This window comes from Kiritimatiellia bacterium (genome assembly GCA_026417735.1).
GTDB lineage: Bacteria > Verrucomicrobiota > Kiritimatiellia > PWTM01 > PWTM01 > CAACVY01.
In genome coordinates this window covers 1-22,381 of the sequence record JAOACR010000018.1, presented here as the reverse complement: position 1 = coordinate 22,381, position 22,381 = coordinate 1, and the positions used below count along the sequence as shown (strand labels likewise).

The 22,381-nt window shown below is 67.7% G+C and carries 17 protein-coding genes and 2 pseudogenes; 6 read left to right on the top strand and 13 right to left on the bottom strand.

Features of this window, described 5'->3' with window-relative positions; all coding sequences use genetic code 11:
• Nucleotides 1-22 precede the first annotated feature (22 nt).
• Genes N2652_09245 through N2652_09235 form a run of 3 tightly spaced genes read right to left on the bottom strand, consistent with a single transcriptional unit; the run spans nucleotide 23 to nucleotide 3,568 of the window.
• Entirely contained in the window at nucleotides 23-1,282 is a 1,260-nt protein-coding gene (locus N2652_09245; protein MCX7819373.1) for a hypothetical protein, read from the bottom strand.
• Complete coding sequence (locus tag N2652_09240; GenBank protein ID MCX7819372.1) at nucleotides 1,279-2,511, bottom strand: carbohydrate kinase family protein; 1,233 nt, start codon at nucleotides 2,509-2,511, stop codon at nucleotides 1,279-1,281. Before N2652_09240 ends, N2652_09245 begins: the two co-directional genes overlap by 4 nt.
• A gap of 19 nt (nucleotides 2,512-2,530) precedes the next feature.
• Nucleotides 2,531-3,568, bottom strand: coding sequence for a TIM barrel protein (locus N2652_09235; GenBank protein ID MCX7819371.1), 1,038 nt, complete (start codon nucleotides 3,566-3,568; stop codon nucleotides 2,531-2,533).
• 134 nt (nucleotides 3,569-3,702) lie between these two features.
• On the opposite strand from N2652_09235, the gene N2652_09230 reads away from it, so the two are divergent.
• A complete protein-coding gene (locus tag N2652_09230) occupies nucleotides 3,703-4,680 on the top strand; it encodes an AraC family transcriptional regulator (GenBank protein MCX7819370.1) in 978 nt (325 codons plus the stop codon).
• Between the two features lie 206 nt (nucleotides 4,681-4,886).
• Here the strand turns inward: N2652_09230 and aspS are convergent, their stop codons facing one another.
• The 4 genes and pseudogenes from aspS to N2652_09210 all read right to left on the bottom strand — a co-directional run bounded on the left by aspS (nucleotide 4,887) and on the right by N2652_09210 (nucleotide 9,791).
• The gene (gene aspS, locus N2652_09225; GenBank protein MCX7819369.1) at nucleotides 4,887-6,656 is read right to left on the bottom strand and encodes an aspartate--tRNA ligase; all 1,770 of its coding nucleotides are present in this window, start codon (nucleotides 6,654-6,656) and stop codon (nucleotides 4,887-4,889) included.
• 90 nt (nucleotides 6,657-6,746) lie between these two features.
• The gene (locus N2652_09220) at nucleotides 6,747-7,847 is read right to left on the bottom strand and encodes a trypsin-like peptidase domain-containing protein (protein MCX7819368.1); all 1,101 of its coding nucleotides are present in this window, start codon (nucleotides 7,845-7,847) and stop codon (nucleotides 6,747-6,749) included.
• A pseudogene (locus N2652_09215) lies at nucleotides 7,786-7,953 on the bottom strand (RNA-binding protein). Before N2652_09215 ends, N2652_09220 begins: the two are co-directional and overlap by 62 nt.
• A 1,382-nt stretch (nucleotides 7,954-9,335) precedes the next feature.
• Nucleotides 9,336-9,791, bottom strand: a pseudogene (locus N2652_09210) (hypothetical protein).
• Nucleotides 9,792-10,069: 278 nt separating this feature from the next.
• Here N2652_09210 and N2652_09205 point away from each other — a divergent pair.
• The gene (locus tag N2652_09205; protein ID MCX7819367.1) at nucleotides 10,070-10,819 is read left to right on the top strand and encodes a GDSL-type esterase/lipase family protein; all 750 of its coding nucleotides are present in this window, start codon (nucleotides 10,070-10,072) and stop codon (nucleotides 10,817-10,819) included.
• Nucleotides 10,820-10,857: 38 nt separating this feature from the next.
• Here the strand turns inward: N2652_09205 and N2652_09200 are convergent, their stop codons facing one another.
• Entirely contained in the window at nucleotides 10,858-11,916 is a 1,059-nt protein-coding gene (locus N2652_09200; protein ID MCX7819366.1) for an aminotransferase class I/II-fold pyridoxal phosphate-dependent enzyme, read from the bottom strand.
• A gap of 86 nt (nucleotides 11,917-12,002) precedes the next feature.
• Between N2652_09200 and N2652_09195 the strand changes: the two genes are divergently transcribed.
• The 3 genes from N2652_09195 to N2652_09185 are packed head-to-tail and all read left to right on the top strand — an operon-like array spanning nucleotide 12,003 to nucleotide 15,310.
• A complete protein-coding gene (locus N2652_09195) occupies nucleotides 12,003-12,845 on the top strand; it encodes a site-2 protease family protein (GenBank protein MCX7819365.1) in 843 nt (280 codons plus the stop codon).
• A gap of 3 nt (nucleotides 12,846-12,848) precedes the next feature.
• Nucleotides 12,849-14,297, top strand: a complete 1,449-nt coding sequence (locus N2652_09190; protein MCX7819364.1) for a hypothetical protein — start codon at nucleotides 12,849-12,851, stop codon at nucleotides 14,295-14,297.
• Nucleotides 14,294-15,310: a glycosyltransferase family 9 protein gene (locus N2652_09185; GenBank protein ID MCX7819363.1), complete on the top strand. Its 1,017-nt coding sequence runs from the start codon at nucleotides 14,294-14,296 to the stop codon at nucleotides 15,308-15,310. Before N2652_09190 ends, N2652_09185 begins: the two co-directional genes overlap by 4 nt.
• Here the strand turns inward: N2652_09185 and N2652_09180 are convergent.
• The 4 genes from N2652_09180 to N2652_09165 form a co-directional block, all read right to left on the bottom strand.
• On the bottom strand, nucleotides 15,302-16,195 hold the full coding sequence (locus tag N2652_09180) for a class I SAM-dependent methyltransferase (GenBank protein MCX7819362.1): 894 nt from the start codon (nucleotides 16,193-16,195) through the stop codon (nucleotides 15,302-15,304). The genes N2652_09185 and N2652_09180 overlap by 9 nt on opposite strands.
• Nucleotides 16,183-17,253, bottom strand: coding sequence for a serine hydrolase (locus tag N2652_09175; GenBank protein MCX7819361.1), 1,071 nt, complete (start codon nucleotides 17,251-17,253; stop codon nucleotides 16,183-16,185). Before N2652_09175 ends, N2652_09180 begins: the two co-directional genes overlap by 13 nt.
• A gap of 254 nt (nucleotides 17,254-17,507) precedes the next feature.
• A complete protein-coding gene (locus tag N2652_09170; GenBank protein MCX7819360.1) occupies nucleotides 17,508-18,353 on the bottom strand; it encodes a WecB/TagA/CpsF family glycosyltransferase in 846 nt (281 codons plus the stop codon).
• Nucleotides 18,340-19,707 (bottom strand): exopolysaccharide biosynthesis polyprenyl glycosylphosphotransferase, encoded by a 1,368-nt coding sequence (locus tag N2652_09165; GenBank protein MCX7819359.1) that lies wholly within the window; start codon nucleotides 19,705-19,707, stop codon nucleotides 18,340-18,342. The genes N2652_09170 and N2652_09165 overlap by 14 nt, the downstream gene beginning before the upstream one ends.
• A gap of 124 nt (nucleotides 19,708-19,831) precedes the next feature.
• On the opposite strand from N2652_09165, the gene N2652_09160 reads away from it, so the two are divergent.
• Complete coding sequence (locus N2652_09160) at nucleotides 19,832-21,391, top strand: sugar transferase (protein ID MCX7819358.1); 1,560 nt, start codon at nucleotides 19,832-19,834, stop codon at nucleotides 21,389-21,391.
• 15 nt (nucleotides 21,392-21,406) lie between these two features.
• On the opposite strand, the gene N2652_09155 is transcribed toward N2652_09160, so the two are convergent.
• A partial coding sequence (locus tag N2652_09155; protein MCX7819357.1) for a DegT/DnrJ/EryC1/StrS family aminotransferase occupies nucleotides 21,407-22,381 on the bottom strand: 975 nt, incomplete at its 5' end.

Below are 22,381 nucleotides of genomic sequence, written 5' to 3'. Positions count from 1 at the left end.
CGCCCAGCGCGCGCCTCCTCGCTCAGTCGCCGCCCTGAGCCAGCCACGACTGCCAGCGCGATTGGGCCGCGAGCAGCCGGACCGCCCAACTTCGAAGCTCCGCGGCTTCCACCCCGCCGCCCCACAGCTCCCGCAGCGCCGCCTCGACGCCCTCGACGGTGAGTGGGGCGCTCACTCCCCCGCCGGTGGCCTCCGCCCGCCAGACCGCCAGACCGCCCAGCGCCGCCGCCTCGAGGTTCGGCGCAGGCACATCATGCTGGTCGCAGACCGCCAGCGCGCCAAAGATGCGGTCGTCCCGTGCCAGCTTGCGCGGAAGATCGCGAAGGACCCGGCCGACCGCGTCGTCCAACCACGGGCAAATCATCCGGTGCACGAGGTCTGCGGCATATTGTTGCAATGTGTCCGACGAAGCGAGTTCGCCGCCCACCGATGGCCACCGGCGCCGAAGTGCGGCGCCGGACTCGCGGTCAATCAGTGCCTGCGCCGCCGCGATCGCGGCCCCGCACCCGCTCAGCTCTGGCATCCGGCGCCGTCCCAGCGCGCGCGCGACCAGGCCCAGCAGCAGGTGCGCCGCATTGTGACCATACAGCTTCAGTTCCTGGAACGGCCGCAGCTCCTCCTCTTCGCGAAACGCGAGGATCCGCCCCCGCCCACACACCGCGGGCACGGGGCCGGCGACGATCCGGTGAAACGATTCCACCAGAAAGGCACGGTCCAGGTCCGGTGTCACCGGCACCAACGCCGTGCGCGTCCGCAACGCCTCGCCGCTGAGCGTCTGGCTCATCTTGCCAATCACCGTGCCGACAAACGCCGTCGGCCGAGCGAACGCCCCCCCGGGCACGTAACGCTCCACCTCGGCCGCTAGCTGTTGCGGCGCATCCGGGTGGTTCTCCGCGGCGTACACCACCACCGGCGGCCCCTCCGCGCACAGCGCCGCCGCGATCCGCGCCGCAACCGAACGCGGGCCACCCGCCCCGTACACGGAAGGAGAGGGCAGCGCGGTCACCACCGTCGTCGCCGCGCGCAATCGCGCGTCCAACACCGCCGCATCCGCCCCGTCACTCGGATCGAGCACCTCGACGCCCGTGATCGTCAGCGTTTCCAGCCCGTCGCAATACGCGACGTTCACGACGTATGTACCGCCGCTTTCCCGCAACGCCCGCACCAGTACGCGGTCAATCTCCGCGATCGTGATCCGGTCGAACCCCTCCGCCCGCGCGGTGGGCACAAAAAGCCCCGCCTGAATCGGTCCGAAACCAAATCCGACCAGCGTCCGGCTCACCCCTGCTGCGTCTCGTCCACTCCCAACGCCGCTAGCAACGTTGGAAGGTCGTCGAACACGCGCCCCCCCCGCACCACCTCCAGCATTCTGGGCAGTGGCGCGATGTAGGCGCACCGATCGCGAAGCGGCGCCTTGATGAAGAGCGAAGCGGTGAGATTGCCCAGCTGAACCGCCTCCTCCAACGCGAGCCGGCCCGCGCGAAAATCCTGCGCGTGTCGCGCCAGCCACGCGATCACACCCGCACGAAACGCGTCCCCGGCCCCCACCAGGTCCACCACCTCGCCGGCGAGAAACCGTGAGCGCACAAACACCACTTCGCTCGCAACCCCATCGGCGCCCACCGCGCGAGCCCAGGCGCCATTCGCAACAGTGACCCCAAACAGTCGCGGCCGCGGCGGATCGCGCCACCGCATCGCGCGCGGCAGCACCCAGTCCAGAAACCCGCGGCAGAGCGCCCCCGTGTCCTCCAGCGGCAGCCGATGCGTGGGCTCGAGCGTGTTCAGGATCATGCGCGCCTCGTCCGCCGACGTGAACAACACGTCCAGCTCCGGCCAGAGCGGCTCGAGCAAACGGTAGGCGGGCACCGGCTCGCGCCGGCGAATGATCTCGGCGGGATTGCCGGCCAGCGTGTGGCTGTCTGCAACGGTCATCGCCCCCAGCGCGCGACAGTCCGCCAGAAAACGCGCCAGGTCCCGCCCGCCGTCCGCATCGCCCCGCGCGGAGAGACCGGAGTACATGTAGTGCACCACCGTCGGGCGCAACCGTTTCACGTGGGCACGAAAGATCTCAAAATCAAAGTCGTCGTTCGCGTTCGGAAAATAGGCGATACCGCCCCGTTCTCCCGCCGGCACCAAGTGGATGAAGGTGGTGCCAGTCGGGAGTGTCGGGTGGGTGACCATCGCCGATAGGTCCACGCCCGCGGCCGCCAGCTTGTCCGCAAATATGCGGCCGGCCGCGTCCAGCCCGCGAAACGGCCCACCGCCAAGCATCGCGCCGACCGCCACCCGCAGCCCGGCACGGGCAAGCAGCGGCGCGACGTTGCCACAGCCGCCCGCCGTCGCCCCACCCTCGCGGTCGAGCGCAAAAATCTCCTCCGGCGCCAGGTGCGGCAGCGCCTCGAGGGGACACTTCGCCAGCCCGCCGGCACCGACCAGCGCGTCCACGAAGTCGAACCCGCGGCTGCGCAGATCGAGCACCGCGGTGTTGAGCACCAGCACGTCCGCGGCCATCGGCCAAGCTCCCCGCGCGTCAGCGGCGCCCCATCAGCGCACGAATGATCAGCAGGTCGAGCTCCTCGTAGTTCCGCTCCGCAATCAGACGGTCCACCTCCGCCGCGTTCAGGCTGCGCACCACGTCCAGCAGCATCAGAAAGAACGTGCGGCTGTTCGAAAGGTGCTGCGTCGCGGGCTCGCCGCGCTGGGTGCGCAACGCCTTCACGTCCAGCCCGACATACTCGCCGCGGCGGCCGTATCCGTGGCGGTCCAGCACGCGGACCTGATTGAACGCGCGCCGCAGATCCACGCTGCCGAAGCTGCGGTCTTCGTCGAACTTCAGGCCGTTCTGGTCGTTCAGATGGACCGTGTAGAGCTTGTCAAACGCGAGCGCAAAGCCCATTTCGTCCGACGGATCCAGCCCCGCCAGCACGGCGTGCGCGGTCTCAATGTTGACCCCAACGCGCGACGGATCGCGCGTGAGATACCCGATCGCCATCGCATGACCAGTGGTCGGAATATAGGCGTGGTCCATCGGCTCGTTGGGCTTCGGTTCAATCGCAATCCGGATCTCCGGGTCATACTCCAGCATCCGGTCGATCGCCTCCACGATCTGCGCCACCGCGCGGCGGCTGTCCTTCGCCTCTCTGAGGTAGGTGCCCTCCCGGGCGAGCCAGACCACCACCAACCTGGTGCCGAGCTCGCGCGCAATATCGATGGTTCGCAGACTGCGCTCGATCGCCCAGCGCCGACAGGCGGCGTCATTCGAGGTGTACGCGCCGTCAATCGTGCGCGGGTCCTCCCACAGTCGGGGCGCGACGAACTCCGCGGCGAGCCCCTCGCCATCCAGTTGTCGTTTGACCTCCGCGGCGCGCCGTCGAATGCCCGCCGCGTCGAGCTGTTCGATCTCCGGCACCACATCGTCGTCGTGAAACTGCACCGCGTCGAACCCGAGCGGCTTGAACAGGCGGAACTTCTCCGCCATCGGCACGCTGCGCCGCACGGGCGGACCGAACGGATCGGCGCCCTCATGGAGGTTCCAGGGTCCAAACGAGAAGCGATACTGTCCGCTCATCACCTCACGTCTCCAGGGGCGACCGAGCCCATCCCGGCCGCCTCGGTCCCGATGCTGCCACCGGCGCCAACGGTGGTCTTGTCCGCCCGGATCAAAATTGTGTGCTAAAGTCTCATGCGGGCGCAGCGCTCCACATGAAACTGCTTGCGGAGAACATTCAGCTGCTGCCGGGGGACTCGTTCCGGCTGCTGCGATGGCGCCGCTCGCTCCGGGAGGTGGAAGTGGTGGATGCCGCGGGACGCGCGCACCCGCTGGCGGGTGCCGGCGACCGCTGGCACTACCACGCGCACACTGAGTTGACCGCGATCGTGCGAGGTTCGGGACTGCGGTTTATTGGGGATGACATCCGATCGTTCCGTGCACCGGACGTCGTGCTGATCGGCGGAGGGTTGCCACACTACTGGCACGAGGCCGGCACGACGGCGGGCTTCGCCGTGCAGATGGGCCCCGAGTTCGAGGACACGCTGGCGCGGTTTGGCGAACTCGCCGCCCTGGGCGAGACCTGGCGGGCGGCGGCGCGCGGCGTTCAGTTCAGCGGCCGCGGCGTGCCCGCGATGCTCCGCGCGCTGCGCGCCCTTGAGCGCGCACGTGGCCCCGACCGTATCGCGCGGCTGCTGGCGGTACTGGCCGCGATTGCGCGTTGGCCCCGCCGTGACTGCCGCCCGATCGCCCGTGCTCCTGTGCCAACGTCACGGCGCGCGCCGCCCTACCGCGGCATCCAAACCGCGGTGCACATCGCGTTCGAACGTTTCGCCGAACCGCTGCAGCTCGACACACTGCTGCCTGAACTGGGCATGAGCCGGGCCACCTTCTGCCGTCAGTTCCGCAGGTTTACTGGCCGCACCTTCAGCCATTTCGTCGCCGAGGTCCGGCTGAACCACGCGGCCCGGCGACTCGCGGAAACCGAGGAACCCGTCGGTGCGATCGCGTTCGCGTCGGGCTGGAACAACCTGTCGCATTTCCACCACCAGTTCCGCGCGATGTACCGGTGTACCCCCCTCGAATTCCGTCGCAAGTTCCAGGCGGCAGACACACCCAGGAGGATCGCATCACCACTACCCCCCTCGGGCGTGCGTCCCAACGGCCAGCCCGCCACCATTCGTAGCCGGTGACCCCCGCGGTGCGCATCGTTTCAAAGGCGGGCACCCCGGGTCGGCGACCCACCCACCCCAGGAACCACAGAGGGCGCGGCCGGCGGCGACAAGCGGGCTGCCGGTTTTCCCGCAGAAAAAACGCCCCTCCGCCTGCCGCCGCTGAACGCCTCGAACACGTCAAAACGGCCGGCTGGGGCAACAGGCGGCGGAGCGCCGCCCACGGTTCAGGGCTCCAGCAGCGTGCGGATGTGCACGTCCCGCAACTGGCGCGGATCGGGCCTCGACGGCGCGCCCATCATCAGATCCACGGCCTTCTGCGTCTTCGGAAACGCGATCACGTCGCGGATCGAGGCGGCACCGGTCAGCAGCATCACCAACCGGTCCAGACCAAGCGCAATGCCACCGTGAGGCGGCGCGCCGAAGCCGAGCGCGCGGAGCAGGTGACCGAATCGCTCTTCGATCTCCGTTTCGGGAAGACCGAGCCGGCGGAACATCGCCCGCTGGAGGTCCGGCTGATGGATCCGGATGCTGCCGCCGCCGAGCTCGACGCCGTTCAGCACGATGTCGTACGCGCGGGCGCGAACACTCAGCGGATCGCTCTCGAGCCGACCCACGTCGTCGGGATGCGGAGCGGTGAAGGGGTGGTGCATCGGCGAAAGCCGGCCCTCCGCGTCGAGCTCGAACAGCGGGAACTCGGTCACCCAGGTGAACGCCATCGCGTCGGGTCGGACCACGTTCGCATGGCCGGCGGCCTCCAGCCGCAGACGCCCCAAAAACGCGTGCACGCGCGCCGCCTCGTGCGCGGCGAACAACACCAGATCGCCCGGCCGGATGTCGAGCCGCTGCTGCAGTGCCGCCCGCTCGCCCTCGCTCAGAAACTTCGTGATCGGCGACTTCCAGCTGCCGTCCGGCTGCACCCGGATGTGTGCCAGCCCCGCGAATCCGGCCGCCTTCGCCGCCTCGGTCCACTCATCGGTCACCCGCAGCGGCACCGTTTCCAGCCCTCTCGCGTTGATCGCTTTCACCACATGGCCGCGGGCGACGGCCTGCTGGAAGACCTTTAACCCGCTCTCCCGGAAGATGTCCGTCAAATCGGTGATCGGCATCCCGAACCTGAGATCGGGCTTGTCGCTGCCATACCGGCTCATCGCCTCCGCATAGGTCATGCGGGGCAGCGGCAGCGAGGGCACCGGCCGACCGGCCGCCGCACAAAGCTCCGCGAGCAGACCATCCACCAGCGCGTAAATATCCTCCGGCTCCACGAACGACATTTCCACGTCAATCTGCGTGAACTCGGGCTGCCGGTCCGCGCGCAGGTCCTCGTCGCGGAAGCAGCGCGCAATCTGCACGTATCGGTCAAGCCCCGCGATCATCAGCAGTTGCTTGTACTGCTGGGGCGCCTGGGGCAGTGCGTAGAAGAGTCCGGGGTTCACGCGGCTCGGCACCAGGTAGTCGCGCGCCCCTTCGGGCGTGCTTTTTGTCAGAATCGGCGTTTCGATTTCGAGAAATCCGAGCCGGTCGAAATACCGGCGCGCGGCCATCACGACCGCGTGCCGAATCTGCAGGTTCCGCTGCATCGAGGGCCGGCGCAGGTCGAGGTACCGGTAGGTCAGCCGCAGCTCCTCGCCCACCTTCTCGGACGCCGCGTCCTCGAGCGGGAACGGCGGCGTCGCGCTCCGGTTCAGAAGTTCAATGAAAGCGCATCGGACCTCGATGTCGCCGGTCGCGAGCTTCGGATTGATCATGTCCGGCGGGCGCGGCTCAACGACACCGCGAACGCGAATCACATACTCCGGCCGCACCTGCTGCGCGAGCGTCCAGGCCTGCATGGAATCCCGCGGGTCAAACACCACCTGGGTGACTCCGTACCGATCCCGCAGGTCAATGAAGACCAGGCCGCCGTGGTCGCGGATTGTGTCCGCCCAGCCGCAGAGCACCACCTCCCGGCCGGCATCCTCCCGCCTGAGCTCTCCGCAGTGATGGCTTCGCATCATGGCACCGGAGTTCCCGTTGTGTAAAGGACCAGCACAGTAGGGGGATGCCGCGGCCGCGTCAATCCGAGCCCGCTGCCGCCGAGCGCGCCGCTAGCGGGCGGACGGCGGCGCGCCCGCGGTCACTTCGATCGTCAGCTCCGTGCCGTCGCGCAGCACCTCGAACCTGACCTTGTCGCCCGGCTCGTGCACATGCATGTACTTCTTGAGCTCGTTGAGCGTCGGCGTCGGGCGGCCATCCACGCGCAGAATGATGTCCCCCACCTTCAGACCGGCGGTCTCTGCGGGGGAGCCGGCGGTCACCTTCGCGATCCGCACCGCCTCGGCGAGCCCCGCCGGCAGGGGCGTCGCGGAGGGCACCATCTGCTCCGGTGCGATCCCGATGAACGACCGGACCATCTGCCCATGCCGTGCGAGGATCTCCGCCACTCGCCTTGCGATCGCGGAGGGCACCACGAAACCGATGCCGACGTTGCCGGCATTCTCTGCGGTGGTCTCGATCATGACGCTGACACCGATCCAGCGGCCATCCGCGTCCAGCACCGGCCCGCCGCTGGTGCCGGGATTGATCGAGGCGTCGGTCTGGATGAAGCTCTCATAGGTGAGCTTGCCGACGCTGCGTCCCTTCTGACTGACGATCCCGAACGTGGCGGTGTTCTCCAACCCGAGGGGCGCGCCGAGCGCGATGACGATCTCGCCGACCCGCACCGCGTCGGAGTCTCCCGCCACCAACGGCGGATACCGCCGTCCCTCCGGCGCCTCCACCGCGAGCACGGCCAGGTCGGTGTTCGGGTCCGCACCGACCAGCCGCGCCGGCAGCACTTCGCCGGAATGCGTCTGCACCACGATCTCGACCCGCCGGCCCTCGACCACATGGTGAGCGGTCAGCACTCGATTCTGGTCATCGAAGAAAAAGCCGGAACCGATCCCGAGCGCGACGCCCTCGGCATCCCTCAGTTCGCCACTCTGGGGATCAACCACCGCGCGCTTCACGTGGCGGGCGACTTTGACCTGCACCACTGACGGCACCGCGCGTTCAATGGCGCCGGCAAGCGCGTCGCCCAGTAGACGCGCGAAGTTCCGCTCGCTCGGCGGGCGAGGCGGCTCCGCCGGCGCATTGGTCGGGTCGGCCACCCCCGCGGTCGAAATCGCCAGCCAGATCGCCGCCCCCGCCGTTCGCACCTTGAGGCTCATCACCCATCCTCCGCCAATCACGCCGCTTCAGCGCGGTCCGCTCTCCTCATACAACAACGCCGCCCCCGCCACCACCACCGCGCCCGTCTGCGCCCGGGCGTGGTCCCGGTCCACCAGCAGCACTGCCTGCCATCGCAGGGGGAGGGTCAGAACGCCATCGCCGTCGCCACCCCACCGGCCTACGCCACTGCCGACAAACGGCAGCTTCACCAGCCGCCAGCCGTCGGCCGGCTGCAGCTGCACAGCGGGTGGCTGAAACACTTCGCCGCTAGAATCTTCGAGACGACAGGTCAACCGTAGCGAATCTCCCTCCACCTTCGCCCACGCCACCAACGCGGCGGGCCGGCCGGCGACCCGCCGGTCCTCTGGCCGCTCCATGGTCACCGGAAAATATTGGAACCCAGCCTCGGTTGCGATCGAGATCCTGACCGCACCGCCCGGTGCCGCCGGGCAGTCGGCAGGAGCCGGCAGGCTCTGCAGGCCGATCTGGTGCGGGAGGGGGGGGTGACGGTCAGTGTTCGCGGCGACCCGCAGCGGCATCTCGCCCCAGCCGGCGACACGCACGAGGCTGAGCGGTGAGCGCAACGCGATGATCACGCCGTCGTCCCGCACCACCTCCAGCGCGACCGGTGTATCCGCCGAAATTGCCAATGGCGCGGCCCGCACCACGCTGGCGCCCTCTCCAGCGGCCCACTCGAGCTCATTCGTCCGGCCGCTGGCGATCGCCCGCAGCCTGCCGCACATTGCCGCCCCATGGCTCTTGCGCAGCTCGGCCAGCAGCGTACCGTCCGCACCGACGCCTAGCTCCACCGACCCGATCCGCGCGTCACTCCAGTCCCACGGGCTCGGACCGCACAGCTCCGCGGCGACTGCAGCATCAAGTTCCGCATAGAGCGGAGCGGTGGTCAGCCGCACCTCCAGTTCGCCGGCGTTGAGGGGGCCGATCTCCTGTCCCACATGGTTCCACAGCTTGCGCAGACCCGGTACCCGCACCACGGCCGGACCGCCGGTCGCGGTCGTCCACATTGCCAGCCGCCATTGGTCCGCACCTCGGAACAACAGCAGCCAGTCTGAAGGATCTGCGGCGCCGGTGACGCGGCGACGGCTAATGCGCCGTACAAACTGGCAGCGATCCAGCGCGCGATGAAAACCCCGCATCGCATACCACGCAGGCTTCGGCTCGAACGGCGGCCAACCCGGTTGCCACCGGTATCGCACCGTGCCGAAATTATGTTCGGCGTCCGCCGGGTCGACGCCGTCGTCGCGCCAGTCGTACCAGATAGAAAGCGGTACTCCGACGGAGGCGTTCACCAGCCACTGGCGGGCCAAAAACATCCCCTGTGCCGACGCATCGATTCCGCGCCACGCAGTGGAATACCCCCATTCTCCCGAAAGGACCGGCACGTCGCGGCCGGCCGGCGCATACCGGCGGATCAAATCTCGCAGCCGACCATAGTCGGCGACAACCGTTTCCGGCTCCGTCTGCCGATAGGGATGCACAGAGATCGCCCACCAGTCCTCCAGCACCCCGCCCCGCAGACAGCCCTCGACGAACTCGAGGTCGATGCCAGAGGTCGCCGGGCCAATCAACCGCTCCCCCGGCGCCACCGCCCGCACCTCGCGCGCCACCGCGCGTGCCAGTGCAACGTAGTTGGAGACATTCGGCTCCGGTTTCCAGAACTGCCGCAGGTTGGGTTCGTTCCAGATTTCCCATAAATAGCCGCGTCCCCGGTAGCGGGCGACCGCGGCGGCCGCCCAGCGCGCGAACGCGGCGCGGCCGGTCTCGGTGTGAGGGGCCAGCCCCCCATCATAAAGAACATTCCCGTAGTCCAGGATGAACAGCGCGCGGAGCTGGTGCTGCTCGAGCGAGCGCACCAGCCGATCATAAGGTTCAAAGTCATACACATCGCGCACCCGCTCCGTGCGCCCCCACGTCAGATCCATGCGCACCCACCGGCAGCCGGAGGCCGCCAGCATCTCCAGCTCTCCCGGCCGCGCGTCGGTGAAGTGGATGTTCACGCCGTATCCGGCCTGCCAGGGCGCGTCCGGAGTCGCCGCACCCGCCAGCGCACGAAAGCCCGTTCCCAGCACCGCCCCCAAAAGCCAGGTCCACCGCGCAGGTTTCATCCTCCAAACTCCGTTGCGGCCATCTCTCCCCCGGCGCGGCGTTGCCGCACGCCGCATTGGCTCATAGAATGCAAGATTATTTGGAGGTTGTTCAAATGCTGACGCCCTTGCTGCCCGCAGTGGCCTGCTGGATTCTTCTGGCCGACATCACGGCGATCGCCGCCACGCCGCCGCTGGACGTGCCCGCGACCCGCCCGGCGGATCGTCTGAAAGAGGAGTGGTGGCGCACCCGCCACGAGGCGCGCGTCGCCGAGGCTCGCGCACGAAATCACGATTTGATTTTCATCGGCGACTCGATCACCCAGGGCTGGGAGACCAAGGCGAAGGCAATCTGGGACACCTACTACGGCCACCGCAACGCGTTCAACTTGGGGTTCAGCGGCGATCGCACCGAACACGTGCTGTGGCGCCTCGACAACGGCGAGATCGAGGGACAGACGCCCAAAGTCGTCGTCATGATGCTGGGTACTAACAACACCGGCCACCGGAAGGACCCCCCCGAGCACACCGCGGAAGGGATCCGCCTGATTCTCGAACGGTTGCGCCGCCGCATGCCCGACGCGAGGGTGCTGCTGCTGGCAGTGTTTCCGCGCGAGGAAACGCCCGAAGGCGAGCTCCGCCGCCTGAACGATCGCCTGAACGAAAAGCTCCGCGCAATGGCCGACGGCGAGCACGTCGTGTTCCTCGACATCAACCGCGAACTCCTGCGGCCGGACGGGACGCTGTCGCGGGACATCATGCCGGATCTCCTGCACCCGAACGAAACCGGCTACCGCATCTGGGCACGCGCGATGGAGCCCACGCTCGCGCGGCTGTTCGGCGACACACCCGTCACCCCGCCCTGAGCCTCGCCCCGCCGACCGGCCCGGCGCTGGGCCCGCCTTCACCCCTTCCCCGCGCACAGGATCCGTTCCATTGCGCCCAGGAACGTGTCCATTTCCGGATCGGTGCCGATCGTCACGCGCAAACACTCGCCAGTCCGCCGACCCGGGAAATATCGCACCAGGATTCGGGCCGCCCGCAGCTCAGCCATCACCTCCGCCGCGGGTCGCCCCGCCGGCCGGAACCACAGAAAGTTCGTCTCCGAGGGCCAAACGCGGCAGCCGAGTTCGTGGAGCCGGGCGCGGACCCGTTCGCGGGTCGCGCGGATCCGCCGAACGTTCTGCCGCATCCACTCGAGGTCGCCCAGCGCCGCCTGACCCAGCGCCGCGGCCAGTCGGTCAACATTGTAGGAGTCCTTCACGGTGGCCATCGCACGGATGAGATCCGGCGGACCGACCACGTAGCCCAACCGCAGCCCGGCCAACGAAAATGACTTGGACAGCGAGCGGAACACCAGTGTGCGATCGTCCTTCCCCACCATCCCCATTAGGTCCCGCGTGGCGAAATCCACGTAGGCCTCGTCCACCGCGAGAATCCCGGAAAATCGCGCGCGAAAGCCCTCGATCGCCTCCGCCGGATACGTGCAGCCCGTTGGCGCATTCGGATGGGTGAGCAGAAACAGCGCGACGTCGTCCACAACGGGCTCGCGCCACTCGAAGTCCGGTCCCAGCTCGGTGGGCACCGCTCGCAGCTCCTCCATCGCCGCCAGAACCGGATACAGCGAGTACGACGGCTCGAACCACCCGATCGCTGCATTGCGCGGCACCAGCGCGCGCACGCACAGCGCCAGCAGTTCGTCCGAACCGTTCCCCACCAGCACCTGTTCGGCCCGCACGCGATGGAGTTCGGCGATGCGCGCGCGCAAGGCGTCGCACATCGGCTCGGGGTATCGCCGCAGTGAGGCGACGTCGAACTCCCGCAGCGCGCGGACCACCGCGGGCGAGGGCGGATAAGGATTCTCGTTCGTGTTCAGCTTGATGATGTCCGGTTCGCGCGGCTGCTCGCCGGGCGTGTAACCCGTCATGGCCGCGATCGCCGGCCGAATGCGAATCGCGTTCATGACCGATCCTTATCAGACTGCCGGCCGCGCTCCAATCCGCCGCCGCGGAGCTTGTCGTGGTCCGCCGCCTCCGTCAGCATACGGCCGTGAACTGGCACGGTGTGATCCTTGCGCGAGTGGCCGGCATTCCGATCCGGTTGCACGGCACCCTGTTGATCGCGCTGCCGCTGATGTTGCTGCAGTTTCCGCTGTCCCTGTGGCCGCTGGGGCTGGCACTGATGGCCGGCCTGTTTGGCAGCGTTGCGCTCCACGAACTCGGCCACTCGCTGGTGGCGCTGCGCTACGGCTGCCGTGCGCAGGAGATCGTGCTGCTGCCGATCGGTGGAATGGCGCGGATGGACTGTCTGCCGCGCTCCCCACGCCACGAGATCCGCATCGCGGCGGCTGGGCCGGCGGTGAGCTTCGCGCTCGCATCGCTGTGCGCGATCCTGCGCGGACCGAACGGCGTGGCGCCCAGTTCCGCGGCCGCGGCCCTGCTGGAGCAACTGCAGCGGGTGAATTTGATGCTGGCGCTGTTCAACCTGATCCCCTCGTTCCCGATGGACGGCGGCCGCATCTTTCGCGCATGGCTGTCGCCGTGGATCGGACGGCTGGCGGCAACACGTCTGGCGGCGTGGATCGGCCAGGGCTTCGCCATCGCGCTGGTGCTTTGGGCACTCTGGCCACCAGTCTCGTTGCTGACCGCCGCGCTCGGTCTGTTCCTCTATCACGCCGCCCGCATGGAATGGGAGGCAACGCTGCACCAGGAGCTGTTCTCATCGTGGTGGAGCGGCATGCACGAGTGGTGGGGTTGGAGAGACGGGGAGGAACCCATGGATCCCGTCGATGAAGTGATCGTGAGTCCGCCGCCCTACCGGCGCCAGTCGCTGTTCCAACGATGGTGGCGTCGCCGCCAAGTGCGGCGGCTGACGCGATGGGAAGGAGACTGACTCGTGCGGGCTCCGCCGTCGGTCCGGCTGCTGGTGGCGCTAGTGGTTCTGCCCGTCGCGGGCGCCCGCACCCCGGCCGCGGAGTTCATCCGCGTGAGCCCCCGGCATCCCCGGTATTTCGAGACCACCGATGGCCGTCCCTTCATTCCGAACGGCCTGAACATGGTTCATCCACTGCACCACGGTCGCGGGCGGGAGCGCGAGACAATGGCCGGCTGGGTGAATGCGCTGGCGGACCATCGCGGCAACTTGATCCGCATCTGGCTCTGGCACTCTTGGTGGTGTCCCGAAACCGCGCCCGGCGTGTTCGACGAAACGATCGCGCAGCGCCTTGGCGAGCTGCTGGAGCTCTGCAGCCGCCGCGGAGTGCGCGTCAAAATCACACTCGACTTTTTCCGCGAGATTGACCCCGCGTCTGCGCGCCAGCCATGGGCGTTGCGCGCAATGTACCACGTTTCCCGCGGCGGACCGCTGCGGTCGATGGACGAGTGGTGGAACGGAGACATCGGGCGGCGTCTGTATCTGGCGCGGCTCGATTGGCTGGCCGCACGCTTTCGTGACCGGCCCGAGATCTTCGGCTGGGAACTGTGGAACGAAATCAACGCCGCCCGCGGCTCGCCGGCAAGCCAAGCGCAGTGGACCGCCGACATGCTTGCCGAGGCGCGGCGGCGGTTCCCCCGCCACCTCGTGATGCAGAGCCTCGGCAGCCTCGAGTCTGAGGGCGACCGATCCCTGTACCGCCGCTATTCGGTGATGAAGGGCAACGACGTTGCGCAGGTTCACCGCTATTTGAATTTGGGCACCGGCCTGGTCGTCTGTCACGGGCCGATGGACGTGCTGGTGGCTGACGCGGTGACGGAGCTCGCCGCGATGACCACCGACCGACCGCTGCTGCTGGCGGAGGGCGGCGCCGTGGAGCCGCGTCACTCCGGCCCGTTTCGGCTGTACGGACGGGACCGCGAAGGCACGCTGCTGCACGATGTGTTGTTCGCACCGTTTTTCGCGGGGGCGGCCGGCAGCGGCCAGCCGTGGCACTGGGACCAGTACGTCGCCGAACTGAATCTTTGGTGGCATTTCGGGCGATTTGCGGCCGCGGTGGAAGAGTTTGACCCCATCACCGAAGCGCCCCAGCCGGTGGTGTGGACCGCAGCGCCACCATTGCGCGTGTACGCGCTGATCGGTCGCCGCACCGCGCTGGCATGGTGCCGCGACGGTCGTGCCGATTGGCGCGCCGAGCTGGAGCGCGGCGACCCCGCCCCCTCACTCATCGGCTTGCGCGTGCCACTCGAGCCGTTGGGCGGGGGACCACCCGACGGTCGCATTGTGCTGTACGACCCGTGGGCCGACCGCCGTGTGACGATCGCAGCGGCTGGTCCCTCGATTGTGCTGCCGGACGCGCGCCGCTCTCTTGTGTTGCGGTGGCGTCGCTCCGGCGGCGCGCCAAAGCCGTGAGGCCGTCCCCTCCAGCGCCCGCCGATGTGCGGCGGATTCTCGTGGTCAAACTCAGTTCTCTCGGCGATGTCGTCCACGCGCTGCCGACGGTCCACAACCTGAGAGCGGTCAGCGGCGCCGAGGTGGACTGGCTGGTCCAGCCCGAGTTCGCCGACCTCGTACGTGCCTGTCCGGACGTCACCCGGATCCTGCTCTTCCCACGCCGCGGTGGCCTACGGGATCGCTGGCGGTTCTTTTGGGATCTGCGGCGCGCACGATACGATCTGGTGGCCGATCTACAGGGCCTTTTGAAGAGCGCGGTCCCGGCATGTCTGGCTCGCGCGCGGCTGCGGGTGGGACCCTCCTTTGCGCGGGAGGGCACTCGGTGGCTCTACACGGCCGTCGCGGGGCCACCCAACCGAAACCGCCACGCGGTGTTGGAGGTCGCCGACCTCATTCGCTGGCTCGGTTGGCCAGAGACGCCCGTCGAGTTTCCGCTGCGATTCCCACCGAGCGTACCGCCAGGCCCGCCACCACGGATTGCGCTGGTACCGTGCTCAAGATGGCCAACAAAAAACTGGCCGGTCGAGTTTTTCCACGCGCTCGCGGCGCGACTGTTGGCACAGGGCGCAACGGTGTGGATCATCGGCTCGGAACAGGACCGCCCGGTGGCCGAGGCGATCGCCGCCGGCACTGCGCCGGCAGAACGCGTGATCAATCTCGCGGGCCGCACCTCGCTCGCGCAGCTGGGAAGTCTGCTCACCCACGCGGACCTCGCGATCACCGTCGACTCCGGCCCCATGCACCTGGCCGCCGCACTGGGGGTGCCAGTGCTGGCGCTCTTCGGCCCCACGGACCCGGTCCGCACTGGCCCCTACGGCGCACGCTCCCGCGTGCTGAGCGTGCCGCCCCTTCCGTGCATGCCGTGCCTGTCCGATCGATGCGCGCGCGGCGATCACGCCTGCCTGCGCAACCTGCACCCGAGCCGCGTCGCAGCAGAAGCGATGCAGATGTTGCACATCGGCTCAACCTGAGATCGCCGCTGACGGGCCCTCGTTCACCGCCACCACAATGTCCTGCAGCGTCGGACCGTCGCGGTCCGCCCAGCGACCGTAGGGAATCGGGTCTCGAATGCGGAGCCCTCGCCTCTCGAACGCCCCCCGCACGTAACGCTCGGGAAACGCGATCGCACCCTCCGGATCCTCGCGGCTGACCACACGGTCCTCGCCGAACCGCTCGGCGAACCGGACCTGTCCACCACCGCGCTCGATCACGGCCTCCGACTCCGGCGTGAGCAGGAAGAACGTCGCGAAGCAACGCCCACCCGGCCGCAGCACGCGCGCGATTTCGTCGAGATAGTGTTCGACCGCAGGCCGCAACATGTGGGTGAACACCGAGGTCAGAACCACGAAGCTGCGATCGCCGTCCGGACAGGGGAAACGGTACGCCTCCGCGCGAATTCGGCCTTTCGGATTGTAGTGCCAGTTGAAGACGTCGGCATGAACGAACTGCATATGCGGAAAGCGCGCCGAAATGTTGCGCTGGCACCAGTGGATGCCCGCCCGCACGATATCAAATCCGAGATAATGGCCCGGTGGGCGCAAAACGGTCGCGAGCGGAATCGCCATCCGGCCAATTCCGCAGCCAACGTCCAGGACGCGGTCCGTCGGCGTCAGGCCACCATACCGCACAAAGAGCTCGAGAAACTCACGGCCCGTGGCTTCAAAATCCGATTCGCCAACGAACCGCAGCCGACGCGGAGGCATCAGCGGAGGACGGCGGCCCGTGAGCGCCTCCCACAGATCGAGCGGCCAGTAGCGCCACCGTCGAATCGCGTCCACCGTGGCCGGCGTCGGCCAACGCCGTCGCCGGCGGTCAGGCGGAACGGCTTGCGGCTCCCCCGCAATCATCGGCCCCATTGCTGTCGCTGATATGACCAGACCAACGCCGCAGCGATCGCCGCCCCCACCAACAAGACGGGCCACACTCGACGGTGTCGTCGAGGTGTGTCTGCGGAGGGTGTCGCGCGCGTCGGCACTGTTGCGGTCGCAGTCGACAACGGAGCTGCGCCCGCAGAGGAGGAGACGACGGTGGAGGTCGAAGCTTGCGGGATCGGCGACGCCGGGGCACCGGCAGCGGGTCGCTTCGCCGAAGCAAGCCCCCGATTCAGTAGTTCGCGGGCGACGCGATCGCGTCCCTCCTTCGTGGTCGATCCCATGACCACCGCGATCACCCGCGCCCCGTCGCGCTGCGCAGTGGCGGCGATCGAATAGCCCGCCGCGCGAAAGTAGCCCGTTTTGAAGCCGTCGCAGCCGGGGAACGTACCCAGCAGGTTGTTGTGCGATTGCATCACCATGTTTGTGCCCCGGAACGGCCGCGTGCGAACCGAGGTGTAACGGAAGACGGCCGGTCGTCGTGCCAGGTAGAGACACAACCGCGCAAAGTCGCGCGCGGTGGTGACATCGGGCGACTGTCCCGCTGCTGGGGGCAGCCCATGGACGGAATAAAATCTCGTCGCCGTCATGCCCAGCTCCGCGGCCCTCCGGTTCATGCGCTCGACGAACGCCGCGCGCGACCCCGCACAGTGAATCGCCACCGCTGCCGCCGCGTCGTTGGCCGACTGGATCATCATCGCGTACAGCAGTTCGTCTAGCGGGAAGACTTCGTGTTCCCGGAGATAGACCTGCGATCCCCCCATGCTCGCCGCCTCCGCGGTCGCCGTCACCGGCTCGTCGAGCCTGCGGCGGCCCGCCTCAACGTCCTCCAGCACCAGCAACAGCCCCATCAGCTTCAGCATGCTGGCGGGGTAGCCGGGTGCGTCCGCGCGGTCTTCGAACAGAACCATGCCGTCCGCCGCGTCCACTACAATTGCACCGGCGTAAGGATCGCGCGCAAGCGTCGGGATCGGCGCACGCTGGCCGCTGGCACTGCCTGCGCAAACCAGACTGATCACCGTGACCCAAAGGATCCGCTTCATGCAGACACTCCGCGATTGCGAGTGCGCCGCACGATGACCCCGCCCTCTTGCGCTGTCAAGCACGCCTCGCCGCGGTTCTGGATTCATGGGTGCGGACATGGGCAGGCAACTTCGCGCCCAATCCACTGGCTGTCTGCCGCGGCACCGCCAAAGCTGCGGCGGCGGCAATCCCTCCCTCTGATTCCCCTCGCTGCAGCCAGCAAACATGGGCGAAGTCGAACGTGCACCGCAGGAGAGAGCACACGCTCACGCGCTCAGCGGAGGCGACGCCGCAACTGCTCGATCGCAAATGCGCAGAGAAATGCCGGAACGATCCGTAGATATCGAGGCGCCAACCGGCGGGGTTCCTGGAGCAGCCGATATGCCCACTGGAGGCCCGACCGCTGGATCCATCGAGGCGCGTCGCGTCTTGCCCCCGCCAGGATGTCAAACGCGGCGCCGACACCGATCACGACGACGCCCCGCCCCCTGCTGGACTCTCGTCGTTCCCGGCGAAGCCGCAACGCAAGCTCGGCCGCCACACGCTCCTGTCGGGGCGTGCTGAGGCCGATCCATACGAGCGAGGCGTCCGTCTCCCTCACACGCCGCACAAAATACTGCCATTCGGCCTCCTCCAGTAGTCGGTACGGCGGGGCCCAGCATCCTGCGATCCGAACTCCGGGCCATTCGCGCCGAACGGTTTCGACCAGTTGCTCCAAACGCTGCTGCGTCGTCCCCGCCCAAAAGTGGCCGGCCGATCGCAACTCATCGGCAGTCGAACACCGGCGGAGCAGATCCCGGACAAGATCGGGACCATACACCCGGCCAACCTGCCGCTGGCCACACCGTCGTCCAATCCAGACCAACGGCATTCCGTCCGGCACCGTGAGGAGGGAGTGGTTGTGAATCTCCAGCAGCACAGGATCCTTCCGACACTCCATCACTCCGTGGACGCCGGTTACACAAACGTGGCCGATGCGCCCGCTGAGCACCGTGTCGAGAATCTGTTGGGCGGCGGAGTCCAGGTTTACCGCGCTGATCCGCACCCCAAGCACGTCAAAGCGCGGTCCGTTGCCGACCTGGGATCCGGCCGCGACGGGCGGCAGCTCACCGGGCGCCATCACCGCGCAGCACCGCCCCCAGAGTGTGGACGAGGATCATCGCATCGAGCCAGACCGACCAGTTGCGAACGTAGTACGCGTCCCAGCGGCCGAGGGTGTCGGCGTCGGTCTCGCTGCGGCCACGGATTTGCCAGAGGCCCGTCATGCCGGGTCGCACACGTTCACGCAGCGAACGCGCGGTTGGCGAAAGCGCGGCGTGATGAGACGGCGGCAGCGGGCGCGGGCCCACCAGCGACATCTCCCCCCGCAGCACATGCCACAGCTGCGGCAGCTCATCGAGCGACCATCGCCGCAGAAACCGGCCCACCGGCGTAATGCGCCAGTCCCGCGCGAGCTTCCCCCGTTGCTCCCACTCGCGCCGCAGCTCGGGATCGCGCAAGAGGCGCTCCGCAAGTTGAGCTTCGGCGTCCGGCACCATCGTCCGCAGCTTCCACATTCGGAACCGTTGGCCACTGCGTCCCACTCGCTCTTGCGAGAAGAACGGCGCATGGCGGTCGCCCGCCCACACAAGCAGCGCCAGCAGCCCGAGCAGCCCTCCCCACACGGGCGCCAGCACCAGCGCAATGACCAAGTCCATCGCCCGCTTCAACGCCCGCGCCCGCAGATCCAGCAGGTTGTTGGTGGCCTCCAGCCCTAAAATTCCAGAAAAATCCCGTGGCTCGACCCAAACTGACGGTGCATCGAGCACGTCGGGCAGCACGATCAGCCGGCGATAGCTCGCGAGCGGGCCCTCCATCAGACGCTCTCGCGTCGTCGCATCGAGGTTCTGGTCCACAAAAAACGCGGTGTCCACCTCCGGTGCCGCATCCATCAGACCGCCAAGGCGAGGCAGGCCGGCAATGCTTTCCACGCCGAAAACGCCCCGAAGACGATAGCCGAGCGCCGGCTCGGAGATTAGCACCTGCGCGATCGCCTCCGCGAGAGGGCCATGCCCGTATAGCACCGCGTGCGCACCCCACCACGGCTGTCGCGAGAGGAACGCGCGCAATCCCGCCCGCGTCGCCGGCATCAGCACCGCCGCCGACGCGTAGGCGATCAGGTACGAACCACGGCTTGCCGCATCGCCCATTCGTCCGACGAACACCGCTACGGCGACAAAGCCGAACAACAGTGCGAGCGATTGCTCCAGCTTTCGAAGCTCCGAAACCGCATTCAGCCCCCACCCCGGTGCGGTCCGGCTCCACAGCGCGGTGAGCCACCAGGCGGGGATCACCAACAGGCTGTAGCGCAGCGCGATCGGCGAACCGGCGACCCATCGCATAACGCCGTCGCCCACCAGCAGCGATACCAGTAACACGACGGAATCTGCCGCCAGCATCGCCAGCGCGCTCGCCCACCATCGCCGAAGATTCATCGATTCCCGCTCTGCAAATCTATCCTGTCGTTCCGCCCCCCCCTGTGCAACCGCGGCGGGCCGCTCCGGCGGCCAGAGCCTCGGATCGTTGACGCACACTCCTTTCCGGCGTAATGTTTTTGCAATGGGTTGGGCTCTCAAGCGTTGGAGCCGCGCGGTTGTTTACCTCGTGCTCACCGACGTTGCGGCCGTCTTCGGCGCGTTCGGCGTCGCGATGCGCCTTCGGTTCCGACCGTTCATCAACGTGATCGAGATCCGGGAGGGCTATCTTCTGCCGGAAGTGGCGCTGGTGGCCCTGTTCGCGGCGGTGGGGGTGCCGCTGGTGTTTCGCGCCTACCGGCTGTATCAGCGCCGCGTCTGGTTGTCCCGATCCTGGACCGCGGTTCAGTTGGTGAAGGCCATCGGCGTGCTGCTCGGTGCGTATCTGATCCTGCAGTACCTAACCAAGTCGTCGCTCTTCGTTGAGTCCCGGCTCGTGATCCTGATGTGGGGCGGACTTACGCTGCTTGCGACCGGCGCCAATCGCCTCCTCGTGTTCCCCGCCCTGCTGGCATTCGCCGCGCGCGGCGCATTGCACCGGCGGATCGCGCTGGTGGGGGTCAACGAGTCGAGCATCGCCTTTGCGCGCCGCGTGCGGCAAGAAAAGCACCGGGTCTTCCTCAATGTGGTGGGCTTCATTGACGAGCACCGCAAGCCCGGGGAGGAAGTCGCCGACAGCCTTCCGGTGCTCGGCTCGCTCCACCAGCTCGAACGCCTCGTCGACCTCTACAACCTTGAGGGCGCGGTGCTGATCGCGGACGAGACCACACCGGAAGCGCTGCTGGACGCGATCGAACGGTGTGTGCACGTGTTTGGATGGGTCGATGTGCACACCGATCGGACGCGGCCGCTCGCTTCGCGGCTGGATCCTGACACGTACTTCGACATCCCGTTTCTGCGCATGCGGAGCATTCAGAGCGGGCCCGTCGTGTTGCTGCAGAAACGGCTGTTCGATGTGGTGGCCTCGGCGCTGGCGATCGTGGTGCTCTCGCCATTGCTGTTGGCGATCGCGCTGGCGGTGCGGCTCTCCTCGCCCGGACCCATCCTGTACGTCAGCGAACGAGTGGGCATGAACGGGCGTCCGTTCCGGTTCTACAAGTTCCGTTCCATGTACGTCGGGGCAGATCGGGACATGACTCGCACCGCGAAACTGGCGGAAGGGTACGCGAACCCCGACAAACCCATGCCGACGAAACTGGTCAACGCCTCGATGGTCACGCCCGTGGGTCGCTTCCTGCGCAAGTGGGCGCTGGACGAGTTGCCGCAGCTGTTCAATGTGTTGCGCGGTGACATGTCGCTGGTTGGCCCGCGACCTTTGCCGCCCTCCGAATATAATCTTCAAAACGAGTGGCAAAAAACGCGGTTCCGCGTGAAACCTGGCTGCACCGGCCTCTGGAAGGTGCATGCGGCGCACGACCCAACGATGCCGTACAGCACTTCGATCCTGTACGACATCTACTACGCCCGGAACGCAAATCTGCTGCTCGACCTCGCCATTCTCTGGAAGACCGCCTGGGTGATCCTCAGCGGGCGTGCCGACGGTCCCGTCCCCTCGAGCGATTCTTCCCCCCCCACGGTGACACCGGCCGCGGTGGCAGGTTCCCCCACCCCTCCGCCAGCCGAGCCCCGCCACCGCCAGAGCTGAACTGTCGGCCCTTGCTCACCCGCCACGGTCGAAGAACTCGCGGACTGCCGCCGTCACCGCTTCGACTTGCGGCTCCGTCATCTCCGGATAAATCGGCAGCGAAAGCACCTCCCGCGCCAGTTGCTCGGCGATGGGAAACTGGCCCACGCGCCAACCGTAGCCGCGGTAGGCCGGCTGCAGGTGAATCGGAATCGGATAGTGGATCAAGGCGCCGATCCCGCGCGCACGCAGGAACTCCAACAGCGCATCGCGACGGCTGGTGCGGACCACATACAGGTGCCAGACATGTTCCACCTCTGAGCGAGCCACGGGGAGGCGCAGATCACCCACCCCCGCGAGCAGATCGCGATAGTGGGCCGCAATGCGCCGTCGCGCCGCATTCCACCGATCCAGGTGCGGCAGCTTCGCGTTCAGCACCGCCGCCTGCAACGTGTCCAGCCGGCTGTTTTCACCAAGCACCTCATGTCGGTACTTCACCCTCGAGCCGTAGTTGCGCAGCGTTGCAACGCGGTCGGCCAGCGCGGCATCGTTCGTCGTCACCGCACCCCCATCCCCGTAGGCGCCCAGATTCTTGCCGGGATAAAAACTGAAGGCCGCAATACGCCCCAGCGACCCGCAACGCCGGCCGCGGTACCGCGCACCGTGCGCTTGCGCCGCATCCTCGACCACCTCCAGACCGTGCCGCGCGGCGATCGAGCGGATCGCATCCATCTCTGCCGGATGACCGTATAGGTGCACTGGCAGGATCGCGCGCGTGCGGGATGTGATCGCCCCCTCAATCTCCGCGACGTTGATGGTGAACCCCTCGGGCTCACAGTCCACGAGCACCGGGCGCGCGCCGACAGCGGAGACCGCCAGCGCAGTGGCGACGAAGCTATTCGCGACGGTGATCACCTCATCGCCCGGTCCAATCTCAAGAGCTCGCAATGCGAGCTTCAACGCGTCGAGGCCGGAGGCGACCCCGATCGCCCGGTCCGTTTCGCAGTACGC